Consider the following 26,765-nt stretch of genomic DNA (forward strand, 5'->3'; position numbering starts at 1 on the left):
GGCGGCGGTCGCTAGCGCGTCGCGCGGAGTCGCAGGACCAGTGAGCCCACGGCGAGCAGCGCACAGACCGCGGCGATGGCAAGCGCGAAGACCGTGACGGAGGCGTTCAGTCCCCATACGCCGGCGGCCGCTCCGAGCCCCAGTACCGGCACGGCACTGCCGAGGTAGGTGAGGACGTACACGGCGCTGACCGTCTGCGCGTGCAGGGCCGGATCGACCCGCACCGACACCTCGTTGAAGACCACCCGGAAGGCCATCCCCTGGCCGAAGCCCGCCACGACGCAGGCTCCGACGAGCAGCGGCAGGCTGCCCGTCGCCTCGGCCAGGGGCAGGAGGCCGACGCCGAGTGCCATGCCGGCGAGGCCCACGGGTGCCACGAAGCGCCCGCGCGGGGACAGCACCTGGCTGACGGCCGACGACCCGAGGACGAGGGCCGCGAGGAGGCCGATCAGGGGCCGGGAGGTCGTTCCCGCAATGCCTGCGAACCAGGTGGGGGCGAGACTCAGCGTGAAGCCGAAGACGGCGAAGCTGAGGAACCCGATGGAGGATGCGGTCCAGAACGAACGGCGTGCGTCCTTCGACACGGCCGGCCGGCGCGGCCGCAGTGCCGCGAGCGGATTGTCCGACGCGGCCGGCTTGATGGCGGGCCGGGCCCTCAGGAGGACGAGCGGCACCAGGAGACTCGCGAGCACCACGAGGTACAGGACGAACGGCGTGCGCGTCGGCGTGGGCAGGAGCGAGAGGAGCCCCCCGATCACGGGACCGGCGGCCACTCCCCCGGCGGAGGCGAGCAGTGTGAAGCGCGAAGCCCAGTCGGGCCGGGTGGGCAGGAGGTCGCGGAGGGCGGCGGCACTCGCGCCGGTGGCGAGCGCGACGGCACCCCCCTGCAGCGCGCGCCCCGCGGCGAGCATCGGCAGCGAGGTGGCGATCGCGAACAGCGCTGCACCCAGCAGCCCGAGGACGACCGCGAGGACGAGCGCCGCCCGCCGTCCGATGTGGTCGGACCAGTGACCTGCGAGGACGAGCCCTCCGATCAGGGCGACGACATAGGACGCGAAGGCGACCGTGACCGCGAAGGACGTGAGCCCGAGCTCGGCCTGGATGAGGGGATAGATCGGCGTGGCGAGGTTCGCCCCGATGAGGAGCGTCGAGATCACCGTCACCGCGAGCGCGAGACGGGCGGCCAGGGAGGCGTCCCAGCTCCGTCGCTCGATCATCGCCGGCCTCATCCGGAGCTCGTTGATGACGCTCATCCCAGCACTTCTCCTCGCTCGCACGCGCCCACCCTAGGCGCTCCCAGGGGCCGGATCATGCCCGGACTTCTATAGGATGGAGCCCACTGACCGCCCTGCAGCAAAGCTCGTCGCCCTTTTGAGCGCCGTGCGCAACACGGGCGGAGCCGACTGACGGGAAGTGAGCTTCGTGAGCAAGCTGGACAACCTCGACCTGCGACTGCTGCTCGAGCTGGTGCGGGACCCCCGCGCTCAGGTGAGCGAGTTGAGCGAGCTCCTCGGCGTCGCCCGGAACACCGCGCAGAGCCGCATCCGGCGGCTCCTCCGCGCGGAGACCCTCCGGCGGAGCGGGAGGGAACTGGACCTCGAGGCGCTCGGCTACGACGTCGTCGCGTTCGTCACTATCGAGGTGTCCCACCGCGAGCTCGATGCCGTCATCGCCGGCCTGCGCACCATCCACCAGGTCCTCGAGGTGCACGAGATCTCGGGCCGGGGGGACGTGTGGTGCAGGGTCGCCGCGACCGACACCCACAATCTGCAGGCAGCCCTGCGCTCGGTGCTGCGGATCAAGGGCGTCATCCGCACCGAGACGGTCCTCGCCCTGCACGAGCACATCCCCTACCGCACCGAGCCACTGCTGGAGAGGCTCGCCCAGCGCTCCGCGGATACCTGAGCGACCCCGTACCCCCCGTTCTCACCCTGTTCGCACCACCCGAAGGAGCAGCATGACCCTGCCGACCACCGACACACGCGTCACCTACCCCCAGGGTGCCCTCGAGTCAGCCTCCCGCGTCCTCCATGTCGAGCCGCGCGAGGACGGACGGAGTGCCGTCCTGCTGGACGTCACGGCATTCCACCCCGTCGACTCCGCCTGGCCCGACCAGGGGCCCGACCGCGGTGATCTCGCCTCGGGCTCCCACAGCTGGCCGGTGGTCGACTGCGTGGTGGGCGCCACCGACGGGAGTTCCCTGTATCTAGGCGGGGAATCACCCGTACGGAAGGGCGCGGAGGGCTGGGCGTTCGTCGTCGTGCACCTGGTCGAGGGCGCAGCGCCCGCGGAGGGCGACGACGTCGTCGTGCGGGTGGACGACACCTATCGGGCCGCGGTGTCCGCCGGTCACACCGGTTGCCACCTCGCCTCGCTGGCCCTCAACCGTGCGCTGGCCGGCCGCTGGAAGAAGGAGGTGGCGCCGGACGCCCTCGGGGCCCCGAACTTCGACGCCCTCGCTATCGACACGACGGTGATCGGCGAGTTCGGCTCGGTGGACAGGTACCGGCTGGGGAAGTCCCTGCGGCGGAAGGGCTTCAGCACGGAGGACTTCGACACCGCAGCAGCAGCCGCTGCGGTGAATGCCACCCTCGCGGCATGGACGGAGACGGCGGCACCGATCGGCATCACCGCGGACGGACAGGGCCTCACGGACCGGCGTCGGTGGGTCTGCGACCTGCCCGGCGAGCGGGCGGAGATCCCGTGTGGCGGCACCCACCTGACCTCGCTCGCCGGGATCACGGTCACCGTGCGGCTCGAGCTGGCGGATGCGGACGGCACTCCCGTCCTGCTCATGGACACCAGGGTCAGTACGTCCTGACGTCCGGCGTTTCTGCGGTTGCCCCAGGCGGGGCGGGTCGGTCGGAGATCCCACCGGCGGATCAGCCGCCGCCATGCGCGGGCAGCCCGATGAACGCGCGGAGGTCGCGGGTGACGCCGGCAGGATTGTCATCGACGAGGAAGTGCGCACCACCGGGGACGAACTGCACTGCCAGGTCGGGTGCGTCCTCGGGTGGGACGTCGAGAGCGTCGCGCGGTAGGAGTCCGTCCTCGGCGCCGACCAGCACGAGGGTCGGTGTGCGCAGGATGCGGCCGCGGTAGGTCCCGCGCAGGATCTTCAGGGCACCGGGAGGTATCACCTGCCGGTAGAGCGTCGACGACGCCCGCGCCCTGGCCGGGTCGCGCAGCACGGTGACGTAGGCCTCGACGTCGTCGTCCCGCATCGGCTCGCGGTCGATCCCGATGCGCCGGTACGGCCGGTCGTCGAACGCGTCGTGCGTGCCCGCCTGGACTGACAGGTTCCACCGGAACGCGTGCTCCGGTCCGGACCCGGCGCTGCCGGTCAGGCCGGCCCGTCGTCGGCGCCGAGGGGCGATGGCACCGATCCGGGAGTGGCGAATGCGGTGAGGAGCCGGAACCCCGACCTGTCGACGGACCCGTGACGCGCCGCGAGCACGACGACGCCGGTACCGGCGTCGCGGTCGAGTCCGATCCAGCTGCTGAACCCGCCGGTGCTGCCGTTGTGCCAGGTGATCCTGCGGCCGCGGTGCTCGAGCGTGATCCACCCGGCCCCGATACCTACCCTGGGCGCGAATTCTGCAACCGGCTCGAGGGCCATCAGACCCCTGGCGGTCCCGTCGAGCACCGAACGGAGGAAGCCCCGCATCGTACTGATGGTCGCCCGGACACCTCCGGCGGGCGCGATGGCCTCGCCGACCCATGGGGCCATCGGGCGGCCCAGCCGGTTGGACCCTCGCAGGTCCGAGGGCCCGAGGTCTTCGGCGCGGGTGGGAGTCGGGAACCCCGGGCCCAGGAGGTCCTGCAGGAGGGACCCGTAGCTACTGCCAGCTGCTTCCGCCACGGCGTGCCCGAGCAACTGGAACCCCAGGTTCGAGTACCTGGACCGAAGAGGGCCGAGGCGCAGGTTGCGCGTCTGGTCCAGCAGGTCGGTCAGTGAATCACCGTAGGGGTTGCGACCGCCGATCCAGTATCCGAGGGTCCGGCGAAGCGGCTGCATCCCCGGCGGCAACCCCGGAAGACCGGACCGGTGGATGGCCAAGGAGGCCAGGCTCACGGTGCCGACCTCGCCGTGGCCCTCGAGTGGGAGCAGCTCCCGCAGAACTGTCGACTGCGGAATGAGGCCGCGTTCTGTCACGTCCCGGTACAGCATGCCGGTGAGCACCTTCGAGATCGACCCGATCTCGAAGGTGGAGTGCTGGTCCGTACGGATCGTCGCGGTCATCTCACGCTGAGGGGTGACCACCGCCACTGCGCTCGCTCCTCCTGGTGACCCGAGAGTGCGGCCCAGAACGCGGACGAGATCGGAGTCACCGATCCATGCACTCTCCATGACGGACTTCCCTTCCTCGGGCACTGGGGACGACGACGGACAGGAAGCCCTCGGGCCTGCAGTCCGCCCCTTGCCCGGCGTCATCGAGCCTCTCACACGTCATCGATCCGGCAGGTACGGGGGAAGGCCCTGCACGGAGCGGAGTCCATGGTCTTCCCCCATACCCTGGCCTGGTCTAGCGCTTCGAGTGATTGCCCTTGAACGCGAAGTCAGCCGTGGATTTCCCGCCACTGCCCTTTGCCGTTCCCTTGACAGCGGACGTCGTCATGGCGAAGGTGAGGGTCGAATGAGCTATCGCGTCAGCCATCTCCTCGAGGACCACCGGGTCGATGTTCGTGATGGTGTCGCATGCCGCGTGATAGCAGGGATCGTAGGGACGACCGGCGGTTCCGCCGAAGACGTCCGCTTCTTCCTGCGACTTGATCCCTTCCGCGCCCGTGAACAAGCCGCCGGCAGGGATCCCGTTCTCGATGAACCCGAAATAGTCGCTGCGCCCATCGAACTCGGTGGGTGCCGTCGCCAGGCCCTGTGATGCGAAGTATGCGAGGAATACGTCCTCGACGGTGTCGGACCCGTTGGGGCCTTCAGCCCCGAACGCTCCGCCGTCGCCGTCATAGACGAACCGGACAGGGTTCGGTGAGGCGACCATGTCGAAGTTCAGGTTCACCGCATGATCCTTGATGTCCCTGGCCGACAGTTGGGAGACGTAGTAGTCGGACCCGATCAGCCCGTCCTCCTCACCGCTCCAGAAGGCGAAACGCGTGCGGTTGGTCGGCTCGATGCCCAGTTCCGCGATCTGGATGGCCGTCTCGAGGATGGCCGCGCTGCCACTGCCGTTGTCGTTGATGCCAGGGCCCTCGGCCACGCTGTCCAGGTGGGCGCCCACGACGACCGTCCGGTCGGCACGGCCGGCCGTGTCGGCTATGACGTTGAAGGTCTCGACCGTCTCCTCGTGGGTCTCCAGGGCCACCCGCATCTCGAGCCCCTCGGTAGCAGCCAGTTGCTCGCCGATCGCGAAGGAGGTGCCCACGACGGGTATCGTCGAGCCTGCTTCGCCCAACGTGCCGTTCACGACACCGAAGCGGTCATCGGCAGGATTCACATCTCCCTGGTTGAAGATGATGACCGCCGAGGCCCCTTCAGCTGCCGCGTTGGCCGCCTTCAGTGCGAAGTCACACGTTCCACGCTGGATCAGGGCGATATTCCCGTCGGGAAAACCTGTGAAGTCACTGGCCTCGCAGCCACTGGTCGAGGCGCGGTCGCCGCTGAGATTCACATCGACCGCGGTCACCGGAGCTGTGACATCGCCTTCAGCGCTGGAGGCCATGTCGACATACTCATCGGCGTAGGTGTAGGTCGTCGGCGTGGGAGCGGTCTGCGCCAGTACTGCAAGATCCACGACGAACTTCGGGTACGTGAAGTACTGCCGGTCCGTTTCGTATCCGGCGGCCTGCAGCTGTCCTTCGATGTACTCAGCCGAAGCAACGTGCCCGGAGGTGCCCGCGGCGCGGTTGCCGTCATTGGCGTCCGCTATCGCCTGCAGCTCCTGGAGATGGCTGATGATGTTCTCGGCCGACACGGCGTCCCGAAGTAGCGCGGTGTCGGTGTCATTGGCGGCATGGACGGGCGGGGCCGATCCTATGATCAGCAAAACGGCTACCGACAGTGCGGATGACGAGGCGGTACGGGTTCTGCGCTTGGTTATCACGAGTTTCCCTTTCCTGAGAAGGGCCGGCGCCGTCGTCGGCCCGAGCATCACCGTACGCCCGTTCCGGAGGGCTCGATAGGGTCGGAGGCGGGCTTGTTGTCCCTGGTCCACGGGCGCCCTGTGCGCCGTGCCGAGCATTGACCGCGCGGACACCGCGTGCAAAACTCCCGGTCGTGACGGAGAAGGCAGCGATTGCGCACCCGAGGCTCGTACGTGGCGCCGCCGTCGCGATCGGCGCACTGACCACCATCGTGCTGGTCTTCACGGCGATCCGGGTGATGATCGACGGGCCCGACATCCTCGCGGGCACCGTACCCGGCGACGACTTCGCCGAACGATACGTCGCCCACCCGTGGTTGGCCTACCTCCATATAGCGCCGGGCGTCGTGTACCTCGTAGGAGCGCCACTGCAACTCTCGCGTCGGTTCCGCACCCGGCACTACGACGTGCACCGGCGCCTCGGGCGCGTCCTGCTCACCTGCGCGCTCGTCGCCGGGCTGTTCGCGCTGCTCTTCGGCGTGCCCCACGCCTGGGGAGGCGCACCCGAGGCCGCCGCGACGGTCGTGTTCGGCTGCTGGTTCCTGGCCTGCCTTGTGCTCGCGTTCCGGGCGATCCGGCGGGATGACGTACGGCACCACCGGCGCTGGATGATCCGCGCATTCGCCATCGGCATAGGCGTCGGAACCATCAGGATCTGGGTGGGGGTCTTCGAGGCTGTGGAGCAGGTGATGTCCGGCGGGACGACGCCGGCCACCCCGGACACGACGCTGTTCGGTGTCGCGTTCTGGCTCGCATTCACGATGCACGTAGCCGTCGGCGAATGGTGGTTACGGCGCACGCCCGCCCTGACGGGATGAGACGACCAACGAGCAGCCGTCACGGCGCCCTTGGACCGCAGCCGCGGGGCTGATCGAGGGCTGCTTTTCCCATGCTGGTCTTGATGTCACGGGCGGTGGCGAGCATCTCGCTGGTGGTGATGCCGTGATCCGCACCCCAATAGGCCCGAAGGCCCTTGTCGAGCTCCAGCGCTATGGCCTTGGCGTCCAATGCGCCGGCAGCGGGCAGGACGTCGCGGACGGCGTACACCAGCGCTCCGGCCATGGTATGTCGTCCCTCGGCCCCGACTGTGCCGGCCCTGCGGGACCGTCCTGCTCGAAGGACGGTGGTGCCCGGCTGATCCGGTTCAGGGGCAAGAGGATTCACGATGAACTCCACGATCGCCGCTTCATGGCCTTCTGCTAAGCCGCGGTCCGAGGAGCTAGTTCGAACCACCACAGAATAAAACAAGCACGGTTGGTATCACCGGCGCGTGGTCACGGGGTCGAGGGTGACGACACGAGGATCGCATCCCAGCAGAGAGTCCGCCCGAAGCGACCTCACCTTCGGCGTACCCCCGGGGATGCCCGGAACGACTTGTGGAGACGTACCGGTGGCGGCACCCCCGCGGGTACCCCTGAGTTGCCCTCTGTTAAACAACCTAAGTAAATCCTAAGCCCGATCGTCCCCTCGTGCGTGGCGTGCCGTCCACGGTCCTTGGCGGCCCTACCCGCCGGTACAGGATCACATGTCCTCGGGATGCGGTGGGGCCTCCCGAGGGAGTCGGCGTACGGCATTGACAACCGCTACGCCCGGGAGCACGCTGTTAGCCTCGCTCGCACGTGTTCGACCCAGCCCCGGCCCGGCCCCGCCGAACCCTCATACCGGAGCGCCTGGTCTCTCCTCCGGACACATGGTCAGAACCCACCCATCGAGGAGGACACGATGTCCGCAATCACTGTCAATGCCCTTGCATCCAGATCGTTCGACGATCCCGATGAGAAGCGCCGTCCACCCAGGACCAAGGTCGACGTGGTCAGCCTCGGCAACACCACGATCGGCAGGTTCACCTTCGAACCAGGCTGGCGATGGTCCGAGACCGTCAAGACCGTGGTGCATACCGAGAGTTGCCAGAACGACCACGTGGGGATCTGTACCGCCGGCACGCTCGAGGTGGAGATGGAGGACGGCAGCCGCGCCACCATCCACGCCGGCGACGCCTATTCGATCCCCGCCGGTCACGATGCCTGGGTCGGGAACGACGAGACGTTCGTGGGTTACGAGGTCATGAGCGCGGCCGTCTATGCCAAATCTGCCTGATTCACCGATGGACGCCTCCTGACGAACGGGATCCGATCAGGGCGACGCCGGGCTACCGCCCCGCGCCGAGAATCCTCGCTTCCACGAGGAACTGCTCGGCCACGTCCAGCCGTGAGAGCGCCTCGATGACGCCGCCCTCGCTCACCGCCTGGCGTCGCGCTCCTGCGATGAGGGTCAGGCTCACCGCCGCGGCGCGGCTCCGGAGGGCGGCGGGGTTCACATGCTGGTCGAACGCCTGCAGGAATCGCAGCAGGGCCTGGGGGACGTGCTCGTAGCCGGCATGCAGCCCGGGCAGGACCGCGATGTGGCCGAGGAAGCATGCGAGGTCGTCCACGAGGTGTCCGGGGCCGAGCGCATCCACGTCGAGGAGTCCCGATACGGCTCCGTCCGTCATCAGCAGATTGCCCTCGTAGAAGTCACCGTGCGTGGGCACCAGCGGTCCGGCGTCGGTCGAACGCACCGCATGGTCGATGCCTTTGGCGATGCGACGAATGCGATCCGCCTCCGAGGGCAATGCCGCGACCGCTCCCTCGGCGTAGTCCCGGACCCGCGCCGCCCATGGGGGTCGCTCCGGCAAGGAGAGGACGGCCGCGGGCAGAGCTGTGAGCACCCGCACCAGCGCGTGGGGATCGACGTCCGCCGCTCCGGTCCGCATGAGGAGCTCCGCGAGTGGTGTACCCGGCGCCGGGTGCATCGCGACGACATCCTGCATGGGATCCCCTGCGAGGACCGGCGCGGGCACCCCTGCGGCCCGCAGCATGCGGTGCCGTTCGGCGAGCGGCCCTGCCGTCCGGGCGCGGAGCACCTTCAGGTAGCGGCGGTCGCTCCCATTGACCGCGAGGACCACGGCGCGCCGGAGCGGACGGTAGCTCCTGAGGTCGAGCACCGTCGCGTCGGCGGCGTGCCCGCGGCCGAAGGCGAACGGGGTGACGCGCACCGGGTCGAGGGCCAGAGGCAGTCCGGGCAGCTGCGGATCGTCTGGGTGCACCCAGACGGACAGTGCGCCGGCTCCCCTGCGGGAGAACGAGGAGACGCGGTTCCCGGGCTGCGGGATGGCTGACGAGGTGATGCAGGCGTGGGTCGGGACGGGTGTCCCCCGCCCGCGACCGGACGGGCCGGACATACGGACCTCGATGGAGAAGACGCCCGTCACCCCCGCTCCGGGGCGGTGGTGGACCGGGCCCGGTCGCCAGGAGAGGAGATCCCACCCCGCGGCGGCGAGCGTGGTCTGCAGGAGCTCTCCGGGCGCATCGGATGCAAGGAGAGCGATGGTCTCCTGCTCGCTAATGATGCGTACGTCCCTCGCCCTCATCCGGGACCTAAATGCGTGCGACCGTCATCGAGCGCGGCCCGGCTGCCCCCATGACGGAGGCGTCAGGCGCGGCGACGCTGGAGGACGTCGTCGAGATTGATGCGTCCCGTCATGGGAGCCGAGACGGCCGCTGCCTCGGCGTCCTCCGCTGCTTCGGCAACCCGAGCCGCGGCTTCGGAGGCCTTGATGGGGGTCTTCGTGGAGGGCTTCGGGGCCTCCGGCAGATCCAGGGGGGCGGGAGCCTGGCGTTCCGCCTTCGCAGCGTCCACGTAGGTGGGACGAGGCACCTCGACAGGCGCCCACGCCGTCGTACCGGCCGGCGGGAGAGCAGCGTCCACGGTGGTGGACGACGCCGCTGCGCGGACATCCACGACGGACGAACCGTGCGCCACGGCGAGTGCCGCGGTCCGCAGCTCCATGGCGGACAAGGGTCGCGCGGCAGTCTCCTGGGCGTCGAACAGCGTGGTGGGGCGTCTGGGCGCGGCAGGTGCGGGCAGCACCACCGCGGAGCGTTCCGGGGCCATCTCGCGGACCGGCGCCATGGCGTGGGCGAACGCACGGTTGACGCGAGCCTGCCGGCCACGGACGGCGAGGAGACGCAGTGCGGCCACGGCGAGGGCCACCACTGCGATGCACGCGAGGGGAAGGAGCAGCGAGACGGCTCCGAACAGGGCGAGTGCGAAGGTGACCAGGGTGGCTACGAGTGCGACGAGGCCCACGGCCGCCACGGCCATGCGACCCCGGTACGGCGTCACCGTCATCGTGCGGGGGGCCACCGAGCGGGCGGGCGCACCATCGGCATCCGGCGTGGTCCGTGCCGGCGGCAGGGCGTCGTCCCCTGTGGCGGCTGCATCGTCGTGCGGCGCGTTACTTGTCATCATGTTCTCCACGGGGACGTCGGTCCTGGCTCTCGGCATTCGGGGTGTACTGCCGGCGGTGGCCGGCCTGGTCCTTCGCAGCACGATCGGCGCCACCCAGAGCAGCCACACGCCGACGACTGCGGCGAGCACCAACGAGCTGTCCAGGGAGAAGACCACACTTAGAACCGTAGAAGCAGTCGTACCACGACTCCGGCATTGCCGCCGGTGTGTCGGAGCCTAATATGCTCCTTCCGGAATTGGATCCGTCAGCCCGGACGGGGAGTCCCACCCTCGAGCCACGGTGACAGCAGCCCGCGCGGGACCTCCTCCGCCGTCAGGGCGAAGCTCCTGTGGTCCGCCCACTGCCCCGCGATGTGGAGGTAGCGCGGGCGGAGGCCCTCATCCCGGAAGTGCAGCTTCTCGACCACCCGCAGGCTGGCCCGGTTCTCCGGGCGGATGTTGATCTCCATCCGATGCAGACCGAGATCACCGAAGCAGTAGTCGGTCGCGAGGGCCACGGCCGTCGGCGCGATTCCCCGTCCGGCCCGCTCGGAATCGACCCAGTACCCGAGCGTGGCCGACATCGCCGAGCCCCAGGTGATCCCCGAGACGGTCAGTTGCCCCACGAGCCGGGCCTCGCGTGAACCGGGGCCCTGCTCGGTGATCAGGAACGGCAGCGCCGAGCCGGCCCTGGCCTGGGACGTCAGCGACCGCACCATCTGGTGATAGGTGGGGAGGAAACCGTTCGGATCAGGATTCGAGGCCTCCCAGGGCGCCAGCCACGGGGCGTTGCGGCGGCGCAGGGCCGTCCACGCCGCCTTGTCGCGGTGGCGGATGGGCCTCAGGACCAGGGATCCGGTCCTAAGGGTCACGGGCCAGCTGGCTGCCGACCACACGGCGTGCTAGTCCGAGAGCTCTTTGCTGAAGTCCTTGATCCAGGCACGGAGGTCCGGACCGAGGTCTTCGCGCTCCGACGCCAGGGTCACGACGGCCTTCAGGTAGCTCAGCTTGTCGCCGGTGTCGTACCGGCGGCCGCGGAAGACGACGCCGTACACGCCGGAGCCTTCCCCGTCGGCTGCTGCGAGGGTCTGCAGTGCGTCGGTCAGCTGGATCTCGTCGCCCCGACCGGGCTTCGTGGTCTCCAGGACCTCGAAGACCCGCGGGTGGAGGACGTAGCGTCCGATCACGGCCAGGTTCGACGGCGCATCCTCGACGGACGGCTTCTCGACGAGCTGGTTCACGCGCACGTGGCTCTCGCCGTCGATCGCCGTGATGTCGGCGCAGCCGTAGGCGCTGATCTGCTCGGGGTCCACCTCGATGAGGGCGATCACGGAGCCGCCGGTCCGGGCCTGGACCTCGATCATGGTCTCGAGCAGGGAATCGCGTTCGTCGATCAGGTCGTCACCGAGCAGGACGGCGAACGGCTCGTTGTTGACGTGCAGCTTGGCGCGGAGGACGGCGTGCCCGAGGCCCTTCGGGTCGCCCTGGCGGAGGTAGTGGATGTCACCGAGCTCGGAGGGGCGGCGCACCGCTGCCAGCTTGTCGTGATCGCCCTTGGCCTCGAGCGTCTGCTCGATGAACGGCACGCGGTCGAAGTGGTCCTCGAGGGCCCTTTTGTTACGCCCGGTGATCATCAGGACGTCGGACAGTCCGGCGTCGACGGCCTCCTGGACGACGTACTGGATGGCCGGCTTGTCGACGACAGGAAGCATTTCCTTCGGCATGGCCTTGGTGGCTGGAAGGAAGCGGGTCCCCAGACCGGCCGCAGGAATAACGGCCTTCGTCACACGTGATTGCAGAGTCATGAGCACCACATTACATAAAAGGCACTGGATTCCTCGGGCGCTGCGCACAATGGTGGAATGACCGCTTCAGCTCGTGATACGGACAAGGCCGGCCTGCGCGCATCCCTCCGCGCCTCCCGGGCGACCCTGCAGGCCTCGGACCGGGAGGACCAGTCGGACGGCCTGCGCCGGGTCGTGGTGCAGTACCTCTCCGACCGATACCGGCCCGCCGGGCGCCTCGACTCTCCCCTGCCGACGGTCGCCGCGTACCTCGGCGTCGACCCGGAACCGGCCACGGAACGGCTCGTCGGAGAACTGCACCGCCTCGGTTTCGGCGTCGTCGTGCCCGTCTGCGAGCCCGCCTACCGCCTGTCCTGGGTCCGCTGGGTCCCCGGCGTCGCGCTGCAGCGGTCCGTCCGCGCTCCCGTCCAGGAGCCCGTCGGTCCGAGGCTCGCATTCGACGACGTGCCGGACGTGGGCCTCATCCTGGTACCCGCCCTCGGCGTGGACCGGACGGGCAACCGGATCGGTCAGGGCGGGGGCTACTACGACCGGTTCCTGGCCGACCGTCCCCTGGACGGACCGGGGGCGGTCCCGCGGCTGGGCATGGTGTACCGGACCGAGGTCCTTCCCGCCGGCGCCGTCCCCTCCGAGCCCTACGACCAGCCTCTGGGTGGCGCCTTCACGCCCGACGGGCTGCTGCGCTTCGGGACCCGAGACCGCGCAGTGTAGACTGGCACTCGACCCCGGAGAGTGCCAGAGCAGTGTCGGTGAGCCATCCGGGGACCACGTTGTTCGTCCAGGAGGATTTCCATGCCCATGTACGCCTATGCCTGCAAGGACTGCGGCCACGCCTTCGACATCCAGCAGTCGTTCTCCGACGACTCGCTCACGGTGTGCCCCGAGTGCGGCGGCTCGCTGCGCAAGAAGTTCAACAGCGTGGGCGTCGTCTTCAAGGGCTCGGGCTTCTACCGCAACGACTCCCGGGACACGAAGACCAGCACGGACGCCGGCTCGAGCTCCGCGAGCTCCGCTGCGAAGCCGACCTCCGACGCGTCGAGCTCCACGGCATCCAGCTCGTCCTCCGCCGCGTCTCCGAGCACCGCGGGAGCAACCAGCAGCGGGGCTGCGGCAGCCGCGTCCTGAGCTGCCGCCCGCGGCGCTCTCCCGGCACCGAGCTGCCGCTCGGCACACCGCGGCCACCGATGATGTCCACATAGCGTCCGGCCGGCCCCGGTGACACGGCTTCCCGCCTAGGGTCCGTGCATGACGACGACCCGCCCTCCGGGCGTCCCGCTCAGCTCCCGCCTCCGCAGGCTGGTGCACCGCCGCAAGCGGCTGCTCTGCTGCCTGCTCCTCAGTGCGGCAGCCGGCGTCGCGGTGGAGGCGGCCGTCGGCGACGACTATCGGACAAGGACTGTCGTCAGTGCCTCACGTGATCTGGCCATCGGGACGGTCCTCACCGAGGCGGACGTGGCCCAGACCACCCTCCCCGAGCAGGCGGTTCCGGGCGACACCTTCGATCGGCCCCTGCAGGTGATCGGCCAACAGCTGGCCGCGCCCCTGTCCCAGGGCGCGCCGGTGGCCGCGACCGCCCTCGTGGGCGATGGGCTGCTGACCGGCACGACGCCCGGCACGGTCGCCGTCCCCCTCCGGCCCTCGGACCCCGCGACGGTCCAGCTGCTGGCTCCCGGGCAGCTCGTCGACGTCATCCTCAGTACCGGCAACGGCTATGACGTCGCAGCCGACTCGACGGTCCTGGCGCGCTCCGTCGCGGTCCTGTGGACCGCGCCCATAGGCGGCGGCAGCACGTGGCCCGGCGCCGACGACGACGGCGGCCTCGTGGTCGTGGCCGTGCAGGCGGACGACGCCGCGGCCCTCGCCGGGTCCTCCAGCTCGGGCGATGTCCACCTCGTACTGACCTCGGCTCCGTGACCGGTCACGATGGCCGGGCTGTCGTCCCCTCTCCTGCACCCGGCCTGCGCACGTGCAGGGAGCGCCGATCCGACCCGTCAGCCCCAGTGCGGCGGACGCTGCTCCTTCAGCCACTCGTCGTGGTTGTCCTCGGTGTCGCCCCACGAACGCGGGTCGTCCTCGGCGGCTGTCGTCGGGACTGCCGGGGCCGCGTCGTCCCCCTCGCCGGGTTCACGGCCCACGTTCGTCCCGCGGCCCGGGTGCTGCTCGTCCTTCCGCATCCTGGCGGCGTCCTTTCGCGTCCTCGGCTGGTCGGAGGTGTTCCGCGGGGGAAGCCCGATCAGGGCCGCGGCCCGTTCGGCGCATCCGTCCGGGTCGGTGAAGACCTCGATGGTCCACAACGGCATGTACCGCCACCCCATCCGCTCGAGGACCTGGGGGCGCAGCCTGCTCCGCTCCCGCACGGTCATCGCGCCGTACCGGCCGGTGCCGTCGGACTCGATGGCCAGCGGGGCGGGGCGCTCGTCCTGCACCGCGGCGGCGCTGCCGTCCGGGCGGAGATCCGCGGGCCGCACCGCGACGATGTCGAGGACACCGGCGTAGTGGTCACGCACCTCGGCGCCCCGGTACCGCAACCGGTCCACGAGGTCGGCCACCAGGGGGTCCTCGTTGCCGCCCGAGGCAGCAGGGGCGTGCCCCGGACCACCACCGAGTTCACGCTGGAGCAGTTCGAAGAAATCCAGCGCTCCCGTGGTGAGCCGGTCCGGATCCAGATCGGACGGTTCGAAGCAGGTCAGCACGTGCTGCAGGTGCCGCGCCCGGGTCATCGCCATGACGAAGTTCCGGCGACCGTCGGGCCCGGACAGCGGGCCGAACGAATGCAGGGTACGTCCGTGGGGGGTGCGGCCGTAGCCGAGGGAGAAGATGATGTCATCGCGCACGAGCCCACCGGCACGCTCGACGGGGACCACGCGGAAGGACTCCCGTCCGGGGACGAAGAAGTCCGCGGCCCACGGGAACTCCGCCATCTGCAGGCGGATCGCCTCCCCCACCCGGGCAGCGTGCCGAGCGCTGGCCGTCACGACGGCCAGCGAGAAGCTCGGGCGGCGGCGGATGTGCTCGAAGACGAGTTCCACGACCCGGTTCACCTCGACGGCGACGCTCTCCACGCCGTCGTGCTCCGAACTCGGCATGCCCGTGCCGTTGGGCAGGTACTCGACCACGAGCCCGCGGCCCTCCCCCGTCACCTCCGAGGCCTGGGGCAGCCGCGACAGCTTGCCGCCGTAGAAGGATTCGCTGAGGTACGTGTCGAGGCCGCGATCCACCCCTCGGTAGATCTCGGTGAGCCCGCGCACGGGCAGCACCTCGCGGAGCGAGTCGAACGCGCTCGGGAGCGGCTCGAGGGTGGACGCGCGATCGGCGGACTGCACCTCGATGCTGAAGCGTGTGGGCCCCGCAAGGCGGTCGTCGCCGAAGACCACGACCTGCGCCGACCGCGCGATGCAGGGCACCGCGCTCTGCAGGGACATCGACTCGCCATCGAGGATGACGGCGGCATCGAAGGAGTAGCCGTCGGGCACCGCACCCCTGATCGTCAGGGGGCTGACCGCCCAGACGGGCAGGAGCGCCGCGACCAGGTCATGGTGGAGGCCCGCGAAGACCTCGAGGGTCAGGGTGCCGTCCTTGAGCTCCTGCCGCAGGCGTCCGGCATCATCCGGGTGAGCCTCCACGGCGGCGCGCCAGCGCTCGGCGAGGGTCCAGCGGATCCGGGCGGGCCCGGAGGCGATGTGTGCGTTGTCCGCGAGACGGTACTCGGCCTCCAGCCTGCGCAGGCTGTCGCCGTCGGACATCGCGAGGTAGTCGTCCCCGCTGATCATCGCTTCCAGGGCGGACTGCCACCAGGCGAGTTCCAGTTCCGAACCCACGCGTTCGGCGGGGATCTCCCGTGCGGCGAGGTCGGCGAGGAGATCGGCCAGTCCCTGCTCGCGCATCTCGTCGAGCAGCAGGGTGCGCTCCGGCAGGGTCTCCAAAGTGTCCCTGTCACCGGCGAGGTCGCGGAGGAGCGCTTCGAGGCTGTCGAGGTCGAGCGCCGCGAGGTCGGGGCGACCCGAGGTCGTCCGCAGGATCGCGGTCAGCTCCGCCAGCCGCTCGTCGACCGCCCGGTAGGAGGAATGGATCTCCGCGAGTCCCGTCGGGACCTGCGGATGCCGTTCGGTCAGCGCGTATCGGGTCCAGAGCGTGCGCTGCTGCTGCACCTCGAGGAGGGAGGTGTGGAGGTCCGAGATGTGGACGCCGGGCCGGATGTACTCCTTGGCCACGCGCCGCAGGCGGGACCGCGTCATCGAGCTCATCTCGATGTCGCGCTCCTTGCGCCACGACGACGGCGCCGTCGCGGAGATGAGGTCGGTTACCGGACGGTCGAAGATGTCGGGTGTGAACTTGTCGAGGCTCCCCCGGACGGCGACGAGGAGTTCGAGCTGCTCGCCCCATTCCCTGAAGGTTGCACCGAGCGTGATGTGCGAGTGTTCGGCGACGCGCTGCACCTTGCCGCGGAGGTCGGGGATCCCCGTGGCGAGCTGCTCGGCCAGGGCGTGGGCGTGCTCGGTCTCCTTGCGGTTCAGCAGCTGCGCCCCGTACCAGGGGCTCTCGGTCGACGCCTTGCTGAAACTGCCCAGCTCGGCGGCCCGCTGGAGGCGCTCCGTCAATTCCTTGCGGTCGGCGATCGAGTCCAGCACACTCCGCTTGAGCCGCACGGTGGTCGACGGCGCGGGATCGAGCGCCGTGAGTCCCGCGAGGGACTGCATGGCCTGGTAGGGCGAGCACCCCCACCGGCTGCGGATGTTGTGGAGACTCCGGACATGTTCCATCAGCTGGTGACGGTGCCCGGTCAGGGTGGCGTGGAGGGTCCCGAGCTCCGGCTCGACGGCTTTCTCGTTGCGGACCAGCGCGCGGACGACGGCTTCGCGCAGCTGTGCAGGCCCGGTCTGGCTGCCCACCTGGAGCACGAGGGACCCGAGATCGAGGCCGTCGAGGTCCTGCACGAACTCGTTGAGGGTGCCACGGCGTTCCGCTGCGACGATCACCCGTCTGCCGGCCGCCGCCGACCGTGCCGCGACGTTCAGCGCGGTCTGGGTCTGGCCTGTTCCGGGAGGAGTGGCGACGGCGATGCTGACACCCGCCGTGACGAGGTCGAGCACATCCTGCTGGGCGCGATCGGCGTCGAGGACCAGGAGTTCGTCGGCCGGCTCCCGCTCGTCGGCGGGAGGGAAGGAGAGTTCGTCCGCCGCGGCGGCGAGGGTCGGAGCAGTCTCCCCCTCGCCGGTGGCGGCGGCCAGCAGCGCGGCGAGGATCGGGTGGTCGCTGCGGAGGGCCGGGTCACCGGTGACACCTGCGAGGTCGGCGAACGTCGCGACCAGGATCCGGTGCTCGACGGACATCCCGCGGACGCCCTCGCTCAGCGCACGCATGCGCTCGAGGACGGGGTGGGGGTCGAAGCGGGCCGTGCCGTAGGCCAGTCGAGCGATACCGGCCGGATCCACCTGCAGGCCCTGGTGATGGCGCAGGTGGCGCACGAGCGCCGGGTTCATCCGGGCCTGCTCCGTGATCTGCAGCTCGTAGTCGTCCTGCGAGGGGTGGACCGTGAGGGACACCGCTGTGAGGAGCACGGGCGCGTTCAGGGTCTCGGAGCGACCCGAGTCGTCCACCGCGCGCCACGATGCGGTTCCCGCGGCCAGGTAGCCCACATCGATCCCCCGCTCGGTCCCCAGCTCGAAGATCTTCGCGCGCAGGGCGCGGGCGGCGGCCTTGGCCGCGCTGTACTGCACGGGGTCGCGCAGCAGGGTCGACAGCCGCGTGCGCCGCCCGGCGAGGAGCTGGGCCAGTCCGGACGGGTGGGCGTGCGTCAGATCGATGCTCGTGCCGGCCGAGGGCCGGAAGTGGAGCAGGGTGTCTCCGCTGGCCTGCGGGCCGAGCCCCTCGAGCCAGGGCACGAGGGACTCTTCGGCGGACGGCGTGCCGGCTGACGGCTCGTCGGCGGACGGCGTGCCGGCTGACGGCTCGTCGGGGGACGGCGTCTCGGCGGACGGGGTGCCAGCGGACGGGGTGCCAGCGGACGGCGCCGGCTGCTGATCCGACTGGACCTCCTGCTGGACCTCCTGCGGATGGTCCTGCGGATCCTCCTGCGGCCTGCCGACCGGCATCTCCGGCGCATCCTGCTGGTCCTGCTCCGGCACGACAGCCTTCTTCCCTGCATTATCACGTGCTGATCTCGACCAGATGGGCATGTCTTCCAAACTATCCGAAAAGCGCACGGACCCCGCGGATAGCAACGCGGCCCGGGCGGACCGGAGGTGGGTTGCCCCGCCTCCGGGATCCGCCTACTCCCATTCGATGGTTCCCGGCGGCTTGCTGGTCACATCGAGCACCACGCGGTTGACACCGTCCACCTCGTTGGTGATCCGGTTCGAGATCCGAGCCAGCAGATCGTACGGCAGCCGCGACCAGTCCGCCGTCATGGCGTCCTCGCTGGAGACCGGACGCAGGACGATCGGATGCCCGTACGTGCGCCCGTCGCCCTGGACGCCCACGCTGCGCACGTCCGCGAGCAGGACCACGGGCATCTGCCACACCTCGTTGTCGAGCCCGGCCGCCGTCAGCTCGGCGCGGGCGATCGCATCGGCCTTGCGCAGGAGCTCGAGGCGCTCCTCCGTGACCTCTCCGACGATGCGGATACCGAGCCCGGGGCCGGGGAACGGCTGGCGTCCGACGATCTCCGCGGGCAGCCCGAGCTGGGCGCCCACCGCGCGCACCTCGTCCTTGAAGAGCGTCCGGAGCGGTTCGACGAGCTCGAACTGGAGGTCCTCGGGCAGGCCCCCGACGTTGTGGTGACTCTTGATGTTGGCGGCACCCTCGCCGCCGCCGGATTCGACGACGTCGGGATACAGCGTCCCCTGGACGAGGAACCGGATGGGCTCGCCCTCGGCCTCGGCCTCGCGCATGATGGCACGCTCGGCCTCCTCGAACGCCCGGATGAACTCGCGGCCGATGATCTTGCGCTTGGTCTCGGGGTCGGAGACGCCGGCCAGCGCGTCGAGGAATCGCTTCTGCTCGTTCGCGACGTACAGCTTGACGCCGGTCGCGGCCACGAAGTCGCGCTCGACCTGCTCGGCCTCACCCTCGCGGAGAAGGCCGTGATCCACGAAGACGCAGGTGAGCTGATCGCCCACGGCCCGCTGAACGAGCGCAGCGGCGACGGCCGAGTCGACACCGCCGGAGAGCCCGCAGATGACGCGTGCGTCGCCGATCTGTTCGCGGATGCGCTCCACCTGCTCCTCGAGGATGTTGCGGGTGGTCCAGTTCGGGTCGAGCCGCGCGCCCCGGAAGAGGAAGTTCTCGATCACGGCCTGGCCGTGCTGCGAATGCTTCACCTCGGGGTGCCACTGCACGCCGTAGAGGCCCTTCTCCTCGTTCGCGAAGGCGGCGACCGGGGCACCGGCCGTGCTGGCGAGGACGTCGAACCCCTCGGGGGCGGCCTGGACGCTGTCGCCGTGGCTCATCCAGGCGTTCTGCTGATCCGGTGTCCCGCTGAGGATGGAGCGCGACTCGCCGTCCGACCGCACATCCGTGGACCCGTACTCCCGCAGGCCGGTCTTCGCGACGGTACCACCGAGCGCGGAGGCCATGGCCTGGAAGCCGTAGCAGATCCCCAGGACGGGCACGCCGGCCTCGAACAGGTCGCGCTCGACACGCGGGGCCCCCTCCGCGTAGACGCTGGAGGGGCCGCCCGAGAGGATGATCGCCACGGGGTTCTTCGCGAGGATCTGCTCGGTGCTGAGCGTGTGCGGGACGATCTCGGAGTAGACATCGGCCTCGCGGACGCGGCGTGCGATCAGCTGGGCGTACTGTGCGCCGTAGTCCACGACGAGGACAGGGCGGTGTTCAGAGCCGTTCTCGGGGGTAGTCACCCATCAACAATAGTCCGCGGGCACGGGCCTCGCACATCTTCGGGACGACGTCGGGAAGGAACCGATGGCGACCGTCGGACGGGCGACGGCAGTGCGGACGGAACGGCTCAGTAGCGGGAGGCGGCCTCGGGGTGCTCCCTGAGGTCCTGCTCCGCCTGGCGGTGGATCCGCTTCTCCACGAAGAACGAGAGCAGGGGCACCACGCCGCCGAGCGCGATCAGGACGAAACGGCTGAATGGCCACCGCAGGAACTGCCACAGCCGGAAGTCCGCGATGAGGTAGACCACGTAGAGCCAGCCGTGCACGATCAGCACCGCGGTGGACAGGTTGAATCCGCCGGCGGTCTCGGCGACGACCTCGGGCAGGAACTGGATGGCGGCGCCACCGCCGGCCACGATCTCGGACCCGTATCCGTACTTCGCGACCATCTCGACGACGACGAGCAGCAGCATGACGCCCGTGGCGTAGGCCAGCACCCTGTAGAACGCCAACGCCGAGCGGATCTGCGCGTGGGTTCCACCGAACCGCCTCTTCGGCGTGCCCTTGGAGCGTGGGCCTCCGGATCCGGCAGTCGGGTCGAGGGCAGGTTCAGTCACGGTGTGCACCGCTTTCGGGATCGGTTACGGGACGGGTGGAGGGGACGACGACGGGGCTGTCGGCATGGACGGCGTGCGCTTCCGCTGCCGCCTCCGCTGCGTCGGCTTCGTCCTCGAGGGTGCGGCGGTGATCGTCGGCCACGAGCCGCCACCAGAGGAAGAACGCGAATCCGGCGAAGACGACCCATTCGATGGCATAGAAGATGTTGAGCCAGTTGATGGGTGTCTCCTGCGGCTGCGGACCGACCAGGACGCGCTCCATGTCGGCCGCGAAGGGGATCCCGGCGCCGCCGACGGTGATGTCCGAGGCCACGACGAAGGCTGCGTAGGAGGACCGGTCCCAGAGGTTGGAGAGCTCCGCCGTGGCCAGCGTGGGGACCTGCCCCTCCACCGGCCGCTGGACCTCGGGCGCCTCGGGCGGCAGCAGGCGACCGACCACCCGGGCCGCGCCCTGCTGCTCCGCCACGGCCGCTCCGTCGTCCGCCGTGGGCACCCAGCCGAGGACGACGGGGATGACGGGGATCTCGCCGGGGGCCTGGTCCTCCGACCCGTCGACGGCGAAGCCCTGGACGACCCACAGCCCTTCCTCGCCCTCGAGCAACCGGTCCTGGACGAGGATTCTGGTGCCGGGCAGGAACTCGCCGTCGAGCGAGACCATCTGGTCGGCGACGGTCGCGTAGAGGGGGCTCATGGGCTCAAGGACGTCGGTCAGGGGACGGATGTTCTCGGTGGTACTCGGCGCGGGCGGGGCGGTCTCTCGCGACGAGTTGAACTGCCACTGGCTGAGGAGCACGAAGACCGCGGCGATCGTCATCGCAAGGATCAGCATGAGGATCCAACGAGGCTTCAGGGCGGTCTTCAACACTCCTTAAAGGTACTTCGTGACTCTGTAGAACAACGAATGCCGCCGGTGCCGGATGCGCCCGTGGCACGGCCCGGGAAAGTGATTGGTGAATCCCTATCGCTTCGGTCCGATGCGGTCTAGGCTTGGTCCTCGTGCGTGCCTTTCCCTATCCCCTGACCGGCTCTCCGGACCTGCGCTCGCCCACGCGCTACCTGCTCTGGCTGGGCGGCTTCCAGAAGGCGACGCTCGCCGCCGGGATCCTGCTCGGTGCGGTCTGGATGGCGTCGCAGGCGGTCATGCCCTTCGTCCTCGGCCGGGCCATCGACGACGGCGTGATCGGCGGTGACTCCCGGGCGCTCCTCGGCTGGGCCGGGGCCCTGCTGGGCCTCATGGTCGTCCAGGCCGTCTCCGACACGGCGACGCACCGGGCCGGGGTCAGCAACTGGATGCAGGCCGCCTTCCGCTCCGTACGCCTCGTGGGGCACAAGATCAGCCGCACGGGCGATGCCCTGCCGACGGCCCTCTCGACGGGCGAGGTCGTGTCGACGGCGGCGTCGGACGCCTTCCGGCTCGGTGAGGTGTACGAGGTGCTGACGCGCCTCGCCGGTGCTGCGGCGGCGTGGCTCGTGGTGACGGTGCTCATCTGGCAGACCTCCCCCCTGCTCGGCCTCGTGGTGCTCCTCGGCGTGCCCGTGTGCTGCGGGCTGCTCCTCTTCGTCGTGCGTCCCATGCAGGCGCGGCAGCGCGAGCAGCGCGAGGCCTCGGGCAGGATGACAGCGGTGGGCGCCGACACGGTGGCAGGCCTGCGCGTCCTGCGCGGCATCGGCGGGGAACACATCTTCGTGGACCGGTACCGCGTGAAGTCCGCGGCCACCCGTGACTCCGGTATCCGCGTGGCCCGCTCCCTCGCCGATCTGGAAGCTTCTCAGGTGTTCATCGCGGGGACCTTCAGTGTCGTGTTCACCTGGGTCGGCGCCTCACTCGTCCTCGCGGGCGAGATCACGCCCGGCGAGCTCGTGGCGCTGTACGGCTTCTCCATCTTCCTCATGACGCCCATACGCGCCGCCGCGGACTCGGTGGCCCGCTTCATCCGCGCGCACGTCGGTGCCCGGAAGATCATCGCCGTACTGTCCGTGGACGCGGATGTCGCCGGCAGCAGCACGCCGGTCCCGGCACCGCCGTCGGGCTCGGCCCTGGTGGACGAGCGGTCGGGAGTCGTCGTCGAACCCGGGCTCCTCACCGCCGTCGTGTCCCGGGAACCGGCGGAGTCGACCGCGGCCGTCACACGCCTCGGCCGGTTCGAGGACGCCGTGCTCGCCGAAGCGACCGTCCGGTGGGGTGCCGCCGATCTCCGGCACGTGCCGCTCGCCGACATCCGTGCCCGCATCGTGGTGAGCGAGGCGAGCCCCCAACTGTTCAGCGGGTCCCTGCGCCGGCAACTGGACCCGCACGGCAGGCACGACGACGGCGCGATCCTCGCGGCCCTCGAGGCCGCGAGCGCGCTGGACATCCTGGACGGGATCGACGGCGGCCTGGGGCACGAGGTCACCGAACGTGGGAGGGGCTTCTCCGGGGGCCAGCGGCAGCGCCTCGTCCTGGCGCGCGCCTACCTCACCGGAGCGGAGAACCTCGTGCTCGTGGAGCCGACGAGCGCCGTCGACGCCCATACCGAACAGCGCATCGCCGCGCGCCTGCCGGGAGCGCGGCGCCACGCCGGCCTGGCCACCGTCATCGTCACCGCGAGCCCTCTCATGCTCCGGGCCGTGGACCGGGTGCTGTTCCTCGAGGACGGCCGGGTCGCGGCCCGCGGCAGCCACCGCGACCTCATGGCCACCAGTCCCGCCTATCGAAATGTGGTGATCCGCAGTGAGTAGTACCGCGAAGCTTCCCGTCGCGGAGCCCAGGACCGTCCGGGACGAGGCCTCCCGGCTCATCCGGCACCACCGGCGGGGGCTCGGCGCGGTGATCGCCCTGTACGTCGGATCGGCCGTCGCCGGACTCGCCGGGCCGCTGCTGCTCGGCATCCTCATCGACGCCGTGTCGGCGGGCACGACGGCGGGCTTCGTCGCGTCGGTCTCGCTGGGGATGCTCGGTTTCCTCGCCGTGCAGTCGGTGCTGCGACGGTACGCCGTCCGGTCCGGCATGGTGTTCGGGGAGCGCGTCTTCGCGGAGCTGCGCGAGGACTTCCTGGAGGACGTCACCGCGCTTCCGCTCTCCACCGTGGAGAAGGCGGGCACCGGGGACCTCGTGGCCCGCACGACCAACGACATCGAGGCCGTGTCCCACACCGTCCGCTTCGGCGTGCCGCAGGTCGTGGTGTCGGTGGTGACGATCATCCTGACCCTCGGCGCCGCCGTCGTCACCTCGCCCGTCCTGTCCGTCGCCCTGCTGGTCGGCCTGCCGCTGCTGTGGCCCGTGACGCGCTGGTACCTCAGGCGCAGCGCCGCAGGCTACATGCGCGAACGCGAGACGTACGCCGTCGTCAACGGGACGATCACCGAGACCATCGAGGGCGCGCGCACCGTCGATGCCCTGAGCCTCGGCGGGCTGCGACGGGAGGACCTCGACGGCGCCCTGGGCACGAGCTACCGGGCGGAGCGCTACACGCTGTGGCTCCGCTCGGTCCTGTTCCCGGCGGCCGATATCGCCTTCTGGCTGCCCGCTGCCGCCGTCCTCCTCTGGGGAGGGTGGCTGGCGGGCCAGGGCGTCGTCACGCCGGGCGCCGTCGCGGCCGTGGCACTCTTCGCCGTGCGCCTGATCGACCCGGTGGACCTGCTCATCATGTGGACCGACGAGATCCAGGTCGGCGCGGCCTCCCTCGCGCGGATCGTCGGCATCAAGGACGTGGAACCGGACCGCCGGGCGACGACGGCGGAGCCGGCGAACGAGGACATCGTGCTGTCCGCGGCGAGCTATGCGTATCGGCCGGGGCACGATGTGCTGCACGGCGTGGACCTCACCCTGGTGCGCGGCGAGCGCCTGGCCGTCGTCGGCCCGTCCGGAGCGGGGAAGTCGACGCTCGGGCGCCTGATCGCCGGCATCCATCCGCCGTCGTCGGGATCGGTCACGGTGGGCGGTGTGCCCCTCGTCGACCGCCCGCTCGACGATCTCCGCCGCGAGGTGGCTCTGGTGACGCAGGAGCACCACGTCTTCGTGGGGTCGGTCTCCGACAACGTCCGCCTGGGCCGCGCGGATGCCGGCGACGGGGAGATCGAGGATGCGCTGCGCAGCGTGGGTGCGCTCGACTGGGTGCAGCAGTTGCCGGAGGGCATGCACACGGAGGTCGGTTCGGGCGCCCACGAGCTGACGCCCGCCCAGGCGCAGGAGCTGGCCCTGGCGCGGCTGATCCTCGCGGACCCGCACACCCTGGTCCTGGACGAGGCCACGTCGCTGATCGACCCGCAGGCGGCTCGCGACCTGGAGCGGTCCCTCAACGCGGTGCTCGAGGGGCGCACCGTCATCGCGATCGCGCACCGGCTCCACACGGCGCACGACGCCGACCGCGTCGCCGTCGTGGAGGAGGGCCGCATCGCCGAACTGGGCTCGCACGACGAGCTGCTGGCGCTCGACGGCGCCTACGCCTCGCTCTGGAACTCCTGGCGGAGCGAGTAGGGGCGCGCAGGTCCTAGTGGTCGAAGAAGACCAGGGACGAGTTGATCAGCTCGGCGATGACCTCGGCGTCGTGCGCGCGGCGCAGCGACTCCCGGAAGTTCTCCTTGAACAGGCTGCGCGCGATCGTGGCGAGGACTTCGAGGTGCTCCGAGAACGACTGTGCGGGCGTCGCCATGAGGAGCACGAGAGTGGCAGGGCCGTCCACGGCACCGAAGTCGAGGCTGTACCCGAAGCGCGTGACCCCGACGGCGATCGACGTCTGGTTCACGTACTCGCTGCGGGCGTGCGGGAGGCCCACGCCACCGGGGAGACCGGTGGCCATCTGGTGCTCGCGGGAGTTGACCTGGTCGAGGAACGCCCGGAGGTCGGAGATCCGGCCGGCCGCATGCAGGCGTGCGGCCAGCTGTGCCGTTGCATCCTCCTTGGATGCGGCCTCCATCTCCAGGATCACGAGATCCGGTGTGGTGAGCTCGGCGTCGTGCAGCTCGAGGGAGTTCTGGCTCACGGTGTGCCTTTCGAGGTTCAGTCGGTGGAGACATACGGGGAAAGCACGACTTCCACCCGCTGGAACTCCTTGAGGTCCGAGTAACCGGTGGTGGCCATCGCCCGGCGCAGCGCACCGATCAGGTTCGAGGTGCCGTCCGTGTGGTGCGACGGCCCCCACAGCACCTCCTTGAGCGGTCCGACGGTGCCGATGTTGACCCGGTCGCCGCGCGGAAGCTCATGGTGGTGCGCTTCCTGGCCCCAGTGCCAGCCCTGGCCCGGAGCCTCCTCGGCGCGGGCGAGCGCGGAACCGAGCATGACGGCGTCGGCGCCCATGGCGATGGCCTTCACGATGTCGCCGCTCGCACCCATGCCGCCGTCGGCGATCACGTGGACGTACCGGCCGCCGGACTCGTCCATGTAGTCGCGGCGGGCGCCGGCGACGTCGGCGATCGCCGAGGCGAGCGGCGAGTGGATGCCGAGTGCGCGGCGGGTCGTCGTCGTCGCTCCCCCGCCGAAGCCGACGAGGACGCCTGCCGCACCGGTCCGCATGAGGTGGAGCGCGGGGGTGTAACCCGCGGCGCCGCCGACGATCACGGGGACGTCGAGTTCGTAGATGAACTTCTTGAGGTCGAGCGGCTGCTCGTTCTTGGACACGTGCTCGGCGGACACCGTGGTGCCGCGGATGACGAAGATGTCGACGCCGGCAGCGAGGACGGTCTTGTAGAACTGCTGGGTGCGCTGCGGGGTCAGTGCGCCCGCGACCGTCACGCCCGCTTCGCGGATCTCGGCCAGCCGGCTGGTGATCAGGTCGGCCTGGATCGGCGCGTCGTAGAGCTCCTGCATGCGTCGGGTCGCCGCGGGGCTGAAGTTCCCCGCGCCCAGACCGGCGATCTCCTCGAGCACCGGCAGCGGGTCCTCGTAGCGGGTCCAGAGCCCTTCGAGGTTGAGGACACCGAGGCCGCCGAGCCGCCCCATCGCGATTGCCGTGGCGGGCGACATGGCGGAGTCCATGGGCGCTGCTACGACGGGCATCTCGAACTGGTACGCGTCGATCTGCCAGTTCACCGAGACGTCGAGGGGATCCCGGGTGCGCCGGGAGGGCACCACCGCCACGTCGTCCAGCGAATATGCCCTGCGTCCGCGCTTGCCTCGGCCAATCTCGATCTCGTAAGTCACTGCTCTAGGTTAGCCTAGCGCGG

General features: G+C 70.2%; 24 protein-coding genes. 9 read left to right on the plus strand and 15 right to left on the minus strand.

What is annotated here, in order from left to right:
- Window positions 1–11 precede the first annotated feature (11 nt).
- A complete protein-coding gene (locus AC0Z9V_RS05715) occupies window positions 12–1,253 on the minus strand; it encodes an MFS transporter (RefSeq protein WP_485140978.1) in 1,242 nt (413 codons plus the stop codon).
- Window positions 1,254–1,422: 169 nt separating this feature from the next.
- Between AC0Z9V_RS05715 and AC0Z9V_RS05720 the strand changes: the two genes are divergently transcribed.
- Both AC0Z9V_RS05720 and AC0Z9V_RS05725 read left to right on the plus strand, forming a co-directional pair.
- Window positions 1,423–1,905: an Lrp/AsnC family transcriptional regulator gene (locus AC0Z9V_RS05720; protein WP_208741854.1), complete on the plus strand. Its 483-nt coding sequence runs from the start codon at window positions 1,423–1,425 to the stop codon at window positions 1,903–1,905.
- Window positions 1,906–1,957: 52 nt separating this feature from the next.
- Complete coding sequence (locus AC0Z9V_RS05725; RefSeq protein WP_485140979.1) at window positions 1,958–2,821, plus strand: metal-dependent hydrolase; 864 nt, start codon at window positions 1,958–1,960, stop codon at window positions 2,819–2,821.
- A gap of 61 nt (window positions 2,822–2,882) precedes the next feature.
- Here AC0Z9V_RS05725 and AC0Z9V_RS05730 read toward each other — a convergent pair whose 3' ends face one another.
- From AC0Z9V_RS05730 to AC0Z9V_RS05740, 3 genes are all read right to left on the minus strand, one after another.
- Window positions 2,883–3,224, minus strand: coding sequence for an alpha/beta fold hydrolase (locus AC0Z9V_RS05730; RefSeq protein WP_485140980.1), 342 nt, complete (start codon window positions 3,222–3,224; stop codon window positions 2,883–2,885).
- A 119-nt stretch (window positions 3,225–3,343) separates the two neighbouring features.
- Window positions 3,344–4,351 carry a serine hydrolase domain-containing protein gene (locus AC0Z9V_RS05735; protein WP_485140981.1) on the minus strand — a complete coding sequence of 336 codons (1,008 nt, stop codon included), beginning with the start codon at window positions 4,349–4,351 and terminating at the stop codon, window positions 3,344–3,346.
- 175 nt (window positions 4,352–4,526) lie between these two features.
- Window positions 4,527–6,002 (minus strand): M28 family peptidase, encoded by a 1,476-nt coding sequence (locus AC0Z9V_RS05740; protein WP_485140982.1) that lies wholly within the window; start codon window positions 6,000–6,002, stop codon window positions 4,527–4,529.
- Between the two features lie 230 nt (window positions 6,003–6,232).
- On the opposite strand from AC0Z9V_RS05740, the gene AC0Z9V_RS05745 reads away from it, so the two are divergent.
- Window positions 6,233–6,916 (plus strand): DUF2306 domain-containing protein, encoded by a 684-nt coding sequence (locus tag AC0Z9V_RS05745; protein WP_485140983.1) that lies wholly within the window; start codon window positions 6,233–6,235, stop codon window positions 6,914–6,916.
- Between the two features lie 19 nt (window positions 6,917–6,935).
- Here the strand turns inward: AC0Z9V_RS05745 and AC0Z9V_RS05750 are convergent, their stop codons facing one another.
- Window positions 6,936–7,262: a hypothetical protein gene (locus tag AC0Z9V_RS05750; RefSeq protein ID WP_485140984.1), complete on the minus strand. Its 327-nt coding sequence runs from the start codon at window positions 7,260–7,262 to the stop codon at window positions 6,936–6,938.
- Window positions 7,263–7,820: 558 nt separating this feature from the next.
- Here AC0Z9V_RS05750 and AC0Z9V_RS05755 point away from each other — a divergent pair.
- Window positions 7,821–8,195: a cupin gene (locus AC0Z9V_RS05755; RefSeq protein WP_133082537.1), complete on the plus strand. Its 375-nt coding sequence runs from the start codon at window positions 7,821–7,823 to the stop codon at window positions 8,193–8,195.
- A gap of 52 nt (window positions 8,196–8,247) precedes the next feature.
- Here the strand turns inward: AC0Z9V_RS05755 and AC0Z9V_RS05760 are convergent, their stop codons facing one another.
- The 4 genes from AC0Z9V_RS05760 to galU form a co-directional block, all read right to left on the minus strand.
- A complete protein-coding gene (locus AC0Z9V_RS05760) occupies window positions 8,248–9,507 on the minus strand; it encodes a phosphotransferase family protein (RefSeq protein ID WP_485140985.1) in 1,260 nt (419 codons plus the stop codon).
- A gap of 62 nt (window positions 9,508–9,569) precedes the next feature.
- The gene (locus AC0Z9V_RS05765) at window positions 9,570–10,544 is read right to left on the minus strand and encodes a hypothetical protein (RefSeq protein WP_459267101.1); all 975 of its coding nucleotides are present in this window, start codon (window positions 10,542–10,544) and stop codon (window positions 9,570–9,572) included.
- Window positions 10,545–10,633: 89 nt separating this feature from the next.
- A complete protein-coding gene (locus AC0Z9V_RS05770) occupies window positions 10,634–11,239 on the minus strand; it encodes a GNAT family N-acetyltransferase (protein WP_485140986.1) in 606 nt (201 codons plus the stop codon).
- 30 nt (window positions 11,240–11,269) lie between these two features.
- Window positions 11,270–12,172 carry a UTP--glucose-1-phosphate uridylyltransferase GalU gene (gene galU, locus AC0Z9V_RS05775; protein ID WP_133082533.1) on the minus strand — a complete coding sequence of 301 codons (903 nt, stop codon included), beginning with the start codon at window positions 12,170–12,172 and terminating at the stop codon, window positions 11,270–11,272.
- 57 nt (window positions 12,173–12,229) lie between these two features.
- Here galU and AC0Z9V_RS05780 point away from each other — a divergent pair, with 57 nt between their 5' ends.
- The 3 genes from AC0Z9V_RS05780 (at window position 12,230) to AC0Z9V_RS05790 (ending at window position 14,086) form a co-directional block, all read left to right on the plus strand.
- Window positions 12,230–12,883 (plus strand): 5-formyltetrahydrofolate cyclo-ligase, encoded by a 654-nt coding sequence (locus AC0Z9V_RS05780; protein ID WP_485140987.1) that lies wholly within the window; start codon window positions 12,230–12,232, stop codon window positions 12,881–12,883.
- 81 nt (window positions 12,884–12,964) lie between these two features.
- Window positions 12,965–13,297: an FmdB family zinc ribbon protein gene (locus AC0Z9V_RS05785; RefSeq protein ID WP_485140988.1), complete on the plus strand. Its 333-nt coding sequence runs from the start codon at window positions 12,965–12,967 to the stop codon at window positions 13,295–13,297.
- Window positions 13,298–13,417: 120 nt separating this feature from the next.
- Window positions 13,418–14,086 (plus strand): RcpC/CpaB family pilus assembly protein, encoded by a 669-nt coding sequence (locus AC0Z9V_RS05790; protein WP_485140989.1) that lies wholly within the window; start codon window positions 13,418–13,420, stop codon window positions 14,084–14,086.
- A 77-nt stretch (window positions 14,087–14,163) separates the two neighbouring features.
- Here the strand turns inward: AC0Z9V_RS05790 and AC0Z9V_RS05795 are convergent, their stop codons facing one another.
- The 4 genes from AC0Z9V_RS05795 to AC0Z9V_RS05810 all read right to left on the minus strand — a co-directional run bounded on the left by AC0Z9V_RS05795 (window position 14,164) and on the right by AC0Z9V_RS05810 (window position 21,489).
- Window positions 14,164–18,348 (minus strand): DUF4011 domain-containing protein, encoded by a 4,185-nt coding sequence (locus AC0Z9V_RS05795; protein ID WP_485140990.1) that lies wholly within the window; start codon window positions 18,346–18,348, stop codon window positions 14,164–14,166.
- Between the two features lie 93 nt (window positions 18,349–18,441).
- Window positions 18,442–20,028, minus strand: coding sequence for a glutamine-hydrolyzing GMP synthase (gene guaA, locus AC0Z9V_RS05800; RefSeq protein ID WP_133082529.1), 1,587 nt, complete (start codon window positions 20,026–20,028; stop codon window positions 18,442–18,444).
- A gap of 107 nt (window positions 20,029–20,135) precedes the next feature.
- Entirely contained in the window at window positions 20,136–20,624 is a 489-nt protein-coding gene (locus tag AC0Z9V_RS05805; RefSeq protein WP_208738951.1) for a DUF3817 domain-containing protein, read from the minus strand.
- A complete protein-coding gene (locus AC0Z9V_RS05810) occupies window positions 20,617–21,489 on the minus strand; it encodes an SURF1 family protein (RefSeq protein WP_485140991.1) in 873 nt (290 codons plus the stop codon). The genes AC0Z9V_RS05805 and AC0Z9V_RS05810 overlap by 8 nt, the downstream gene beginning before the upstream one ends.
- Window positions 21,490–21,620: 131 nt before the next feature.
- Between AC0Z9V_RS05810 and AC0Z9V_RS05815 the strand changes: the two genes are divergently transcribed.
- Both AC0Z9V_RS05815 and AC0Z9V_RS05820 read left to right on the plus strand, forming a co-directional pair.
- Window positions 21,621–23,342, plus strand: coding sequence for an ABC transporter transmembrane domain-containing protein (locus AC0Z9V_RS05815; RefSeq protein WP_459286945.1), 1,722 nt, complete (start codon window positions 21,621–21,623; stop codon window positions 23,340–23,342).
- A complete protein-coding gene (locus tag AC0Z9V_RS05820) occupies window positions 23,335–25,080 on the plus strand; it encodes an ABC transporter ATP-binding protein (protein ID WP_485140992.1) in 1,746 nt (581 codons plus the stop codon). Before AC0Z9V_RS05815 ends, AC0Z9V_RS05820 begins: the two co-directional genes overlap by 8 nt.
- A 13-nt stretch (window positions 25,081–25,093) precedes the next feature.
- Here AC0Z9V_RS05820 and AC0Z9V_RS05825 read toward each other — a convergent pair whose 3' ends face one another.
- Together AC0Z9V_RS05825 and AC0Z9V_RS05830 are read right to left on the minus strand one after the other, a co-directional pair.
- On the minus strand, window positions 25,094–25,585 hold the full coding sequence (locus AC0Z9V_RS05825) for a PTS sugar transporter subunit IIA (RefSeq protein ID WP_133082524.1): 492 nt from the start codon (window positions 25,583–25,585) through the stop codon (window positions 25,094–25,096).
- 17 nt (window positions 25,586–25,602) lie between these two features.
- Complete coding sequence (locus AC0Z9V_RS05830; protein WP_133082523.1) at window positions 25,603–26,742, minus strand: GuaB3 family IMP dehydrogenase-related protein; 1,140 nt, start codon at window positions 26,740–26,742, stop codon at window positions 25,603–25,605.
- Window positions 26,743–26,765 lie beyond the last annotated feature (23 nt).

The sequence above is a fragment of the Arthrobacter sp. UYP4 genome, assembly GCF_057291175.1.

Bases quoted from the DNA above. Each gene is read 5' to 3' on its own strand.
- AC0Z9V_RS05715 (WP_485140978.1), bottom strand. From the start codon at position 1,253: ATGAGCGTCATCAACGAGCTCCGGATGAGGCCGGCGATGATCGAGCGA.
- AC0Z9V_RS05725 (WP_485140979.1), top strand. From the start codon at position 1,958: ATGACCCTGCCGACCACCGACACACGCGTCACCTACCCCCAGGGTGCC.
- AC0Z9V_RS05730 (WP_485140980.1), bottom strand. From the start codon at position 3,224: ATGCGGGACGACGACGTCGAGGCCTACGTCACCGTGCTGCGCGACCCG.
- AC0Z9V_RS05735 (WP_485140981.1), bottom strand. From the start codon at position 4,351: ATGGAGAGTGCATGGATCGGTGACTCCGATCTCGTCCGCGTTCTGGGC.
- AC0Z9V_RS05755 (WP_133082537.1), top strand. From the start codon at position 7,821: ATGTCCGCAATCACTGTCAATGCCCTTGCATCCAGATCGTTCGACGAT.
- AC0Z9V_RS05760 (WP_485140985.1), bottom strand. From the start codon at position 9,507: ATGAGGGCGAGGGACGTACGCATCATTAGCGAGCAGGAGACCATCGCT.
- galU (WP_133082533.1), bottom strand. From the start codon at position 12,172: ATGACTCTGCAATCACGTGTGACGAAGGCCGTTATTCCTGCGGCCGGT.
- AC0Z9V_RS05780 (WP_485140987.1), top strand. From the start codon at position 12,230: ATGACCGCTTCAGCTCGTGATACGGACAAGGCCGGCCTGCGCGCATCC.
- AC0Z9V_RS05785 (WP_485140988.1), top strand. From the start codon at position 12,965: ATGCCCATGTACGCCTATGCCTGCAAGGACTGCGGCCACGCCTTCGAC.
- AC0Z9V_RS05790 (WP_485140989.1), top strand. From the start codon at position 13,418: ATGACGACGACCCGCCCTCCGGGCGTCCCGCTCAGCTCCCGCCTCCGC.
- AC0Z9V_RS05795 (WP_485140990.1), bottom strand. From the start codon at position 18,348: ATGCCCATCTGGTCGAGATCAGCACGTGATAATGCAGGGAAGAAGGCT.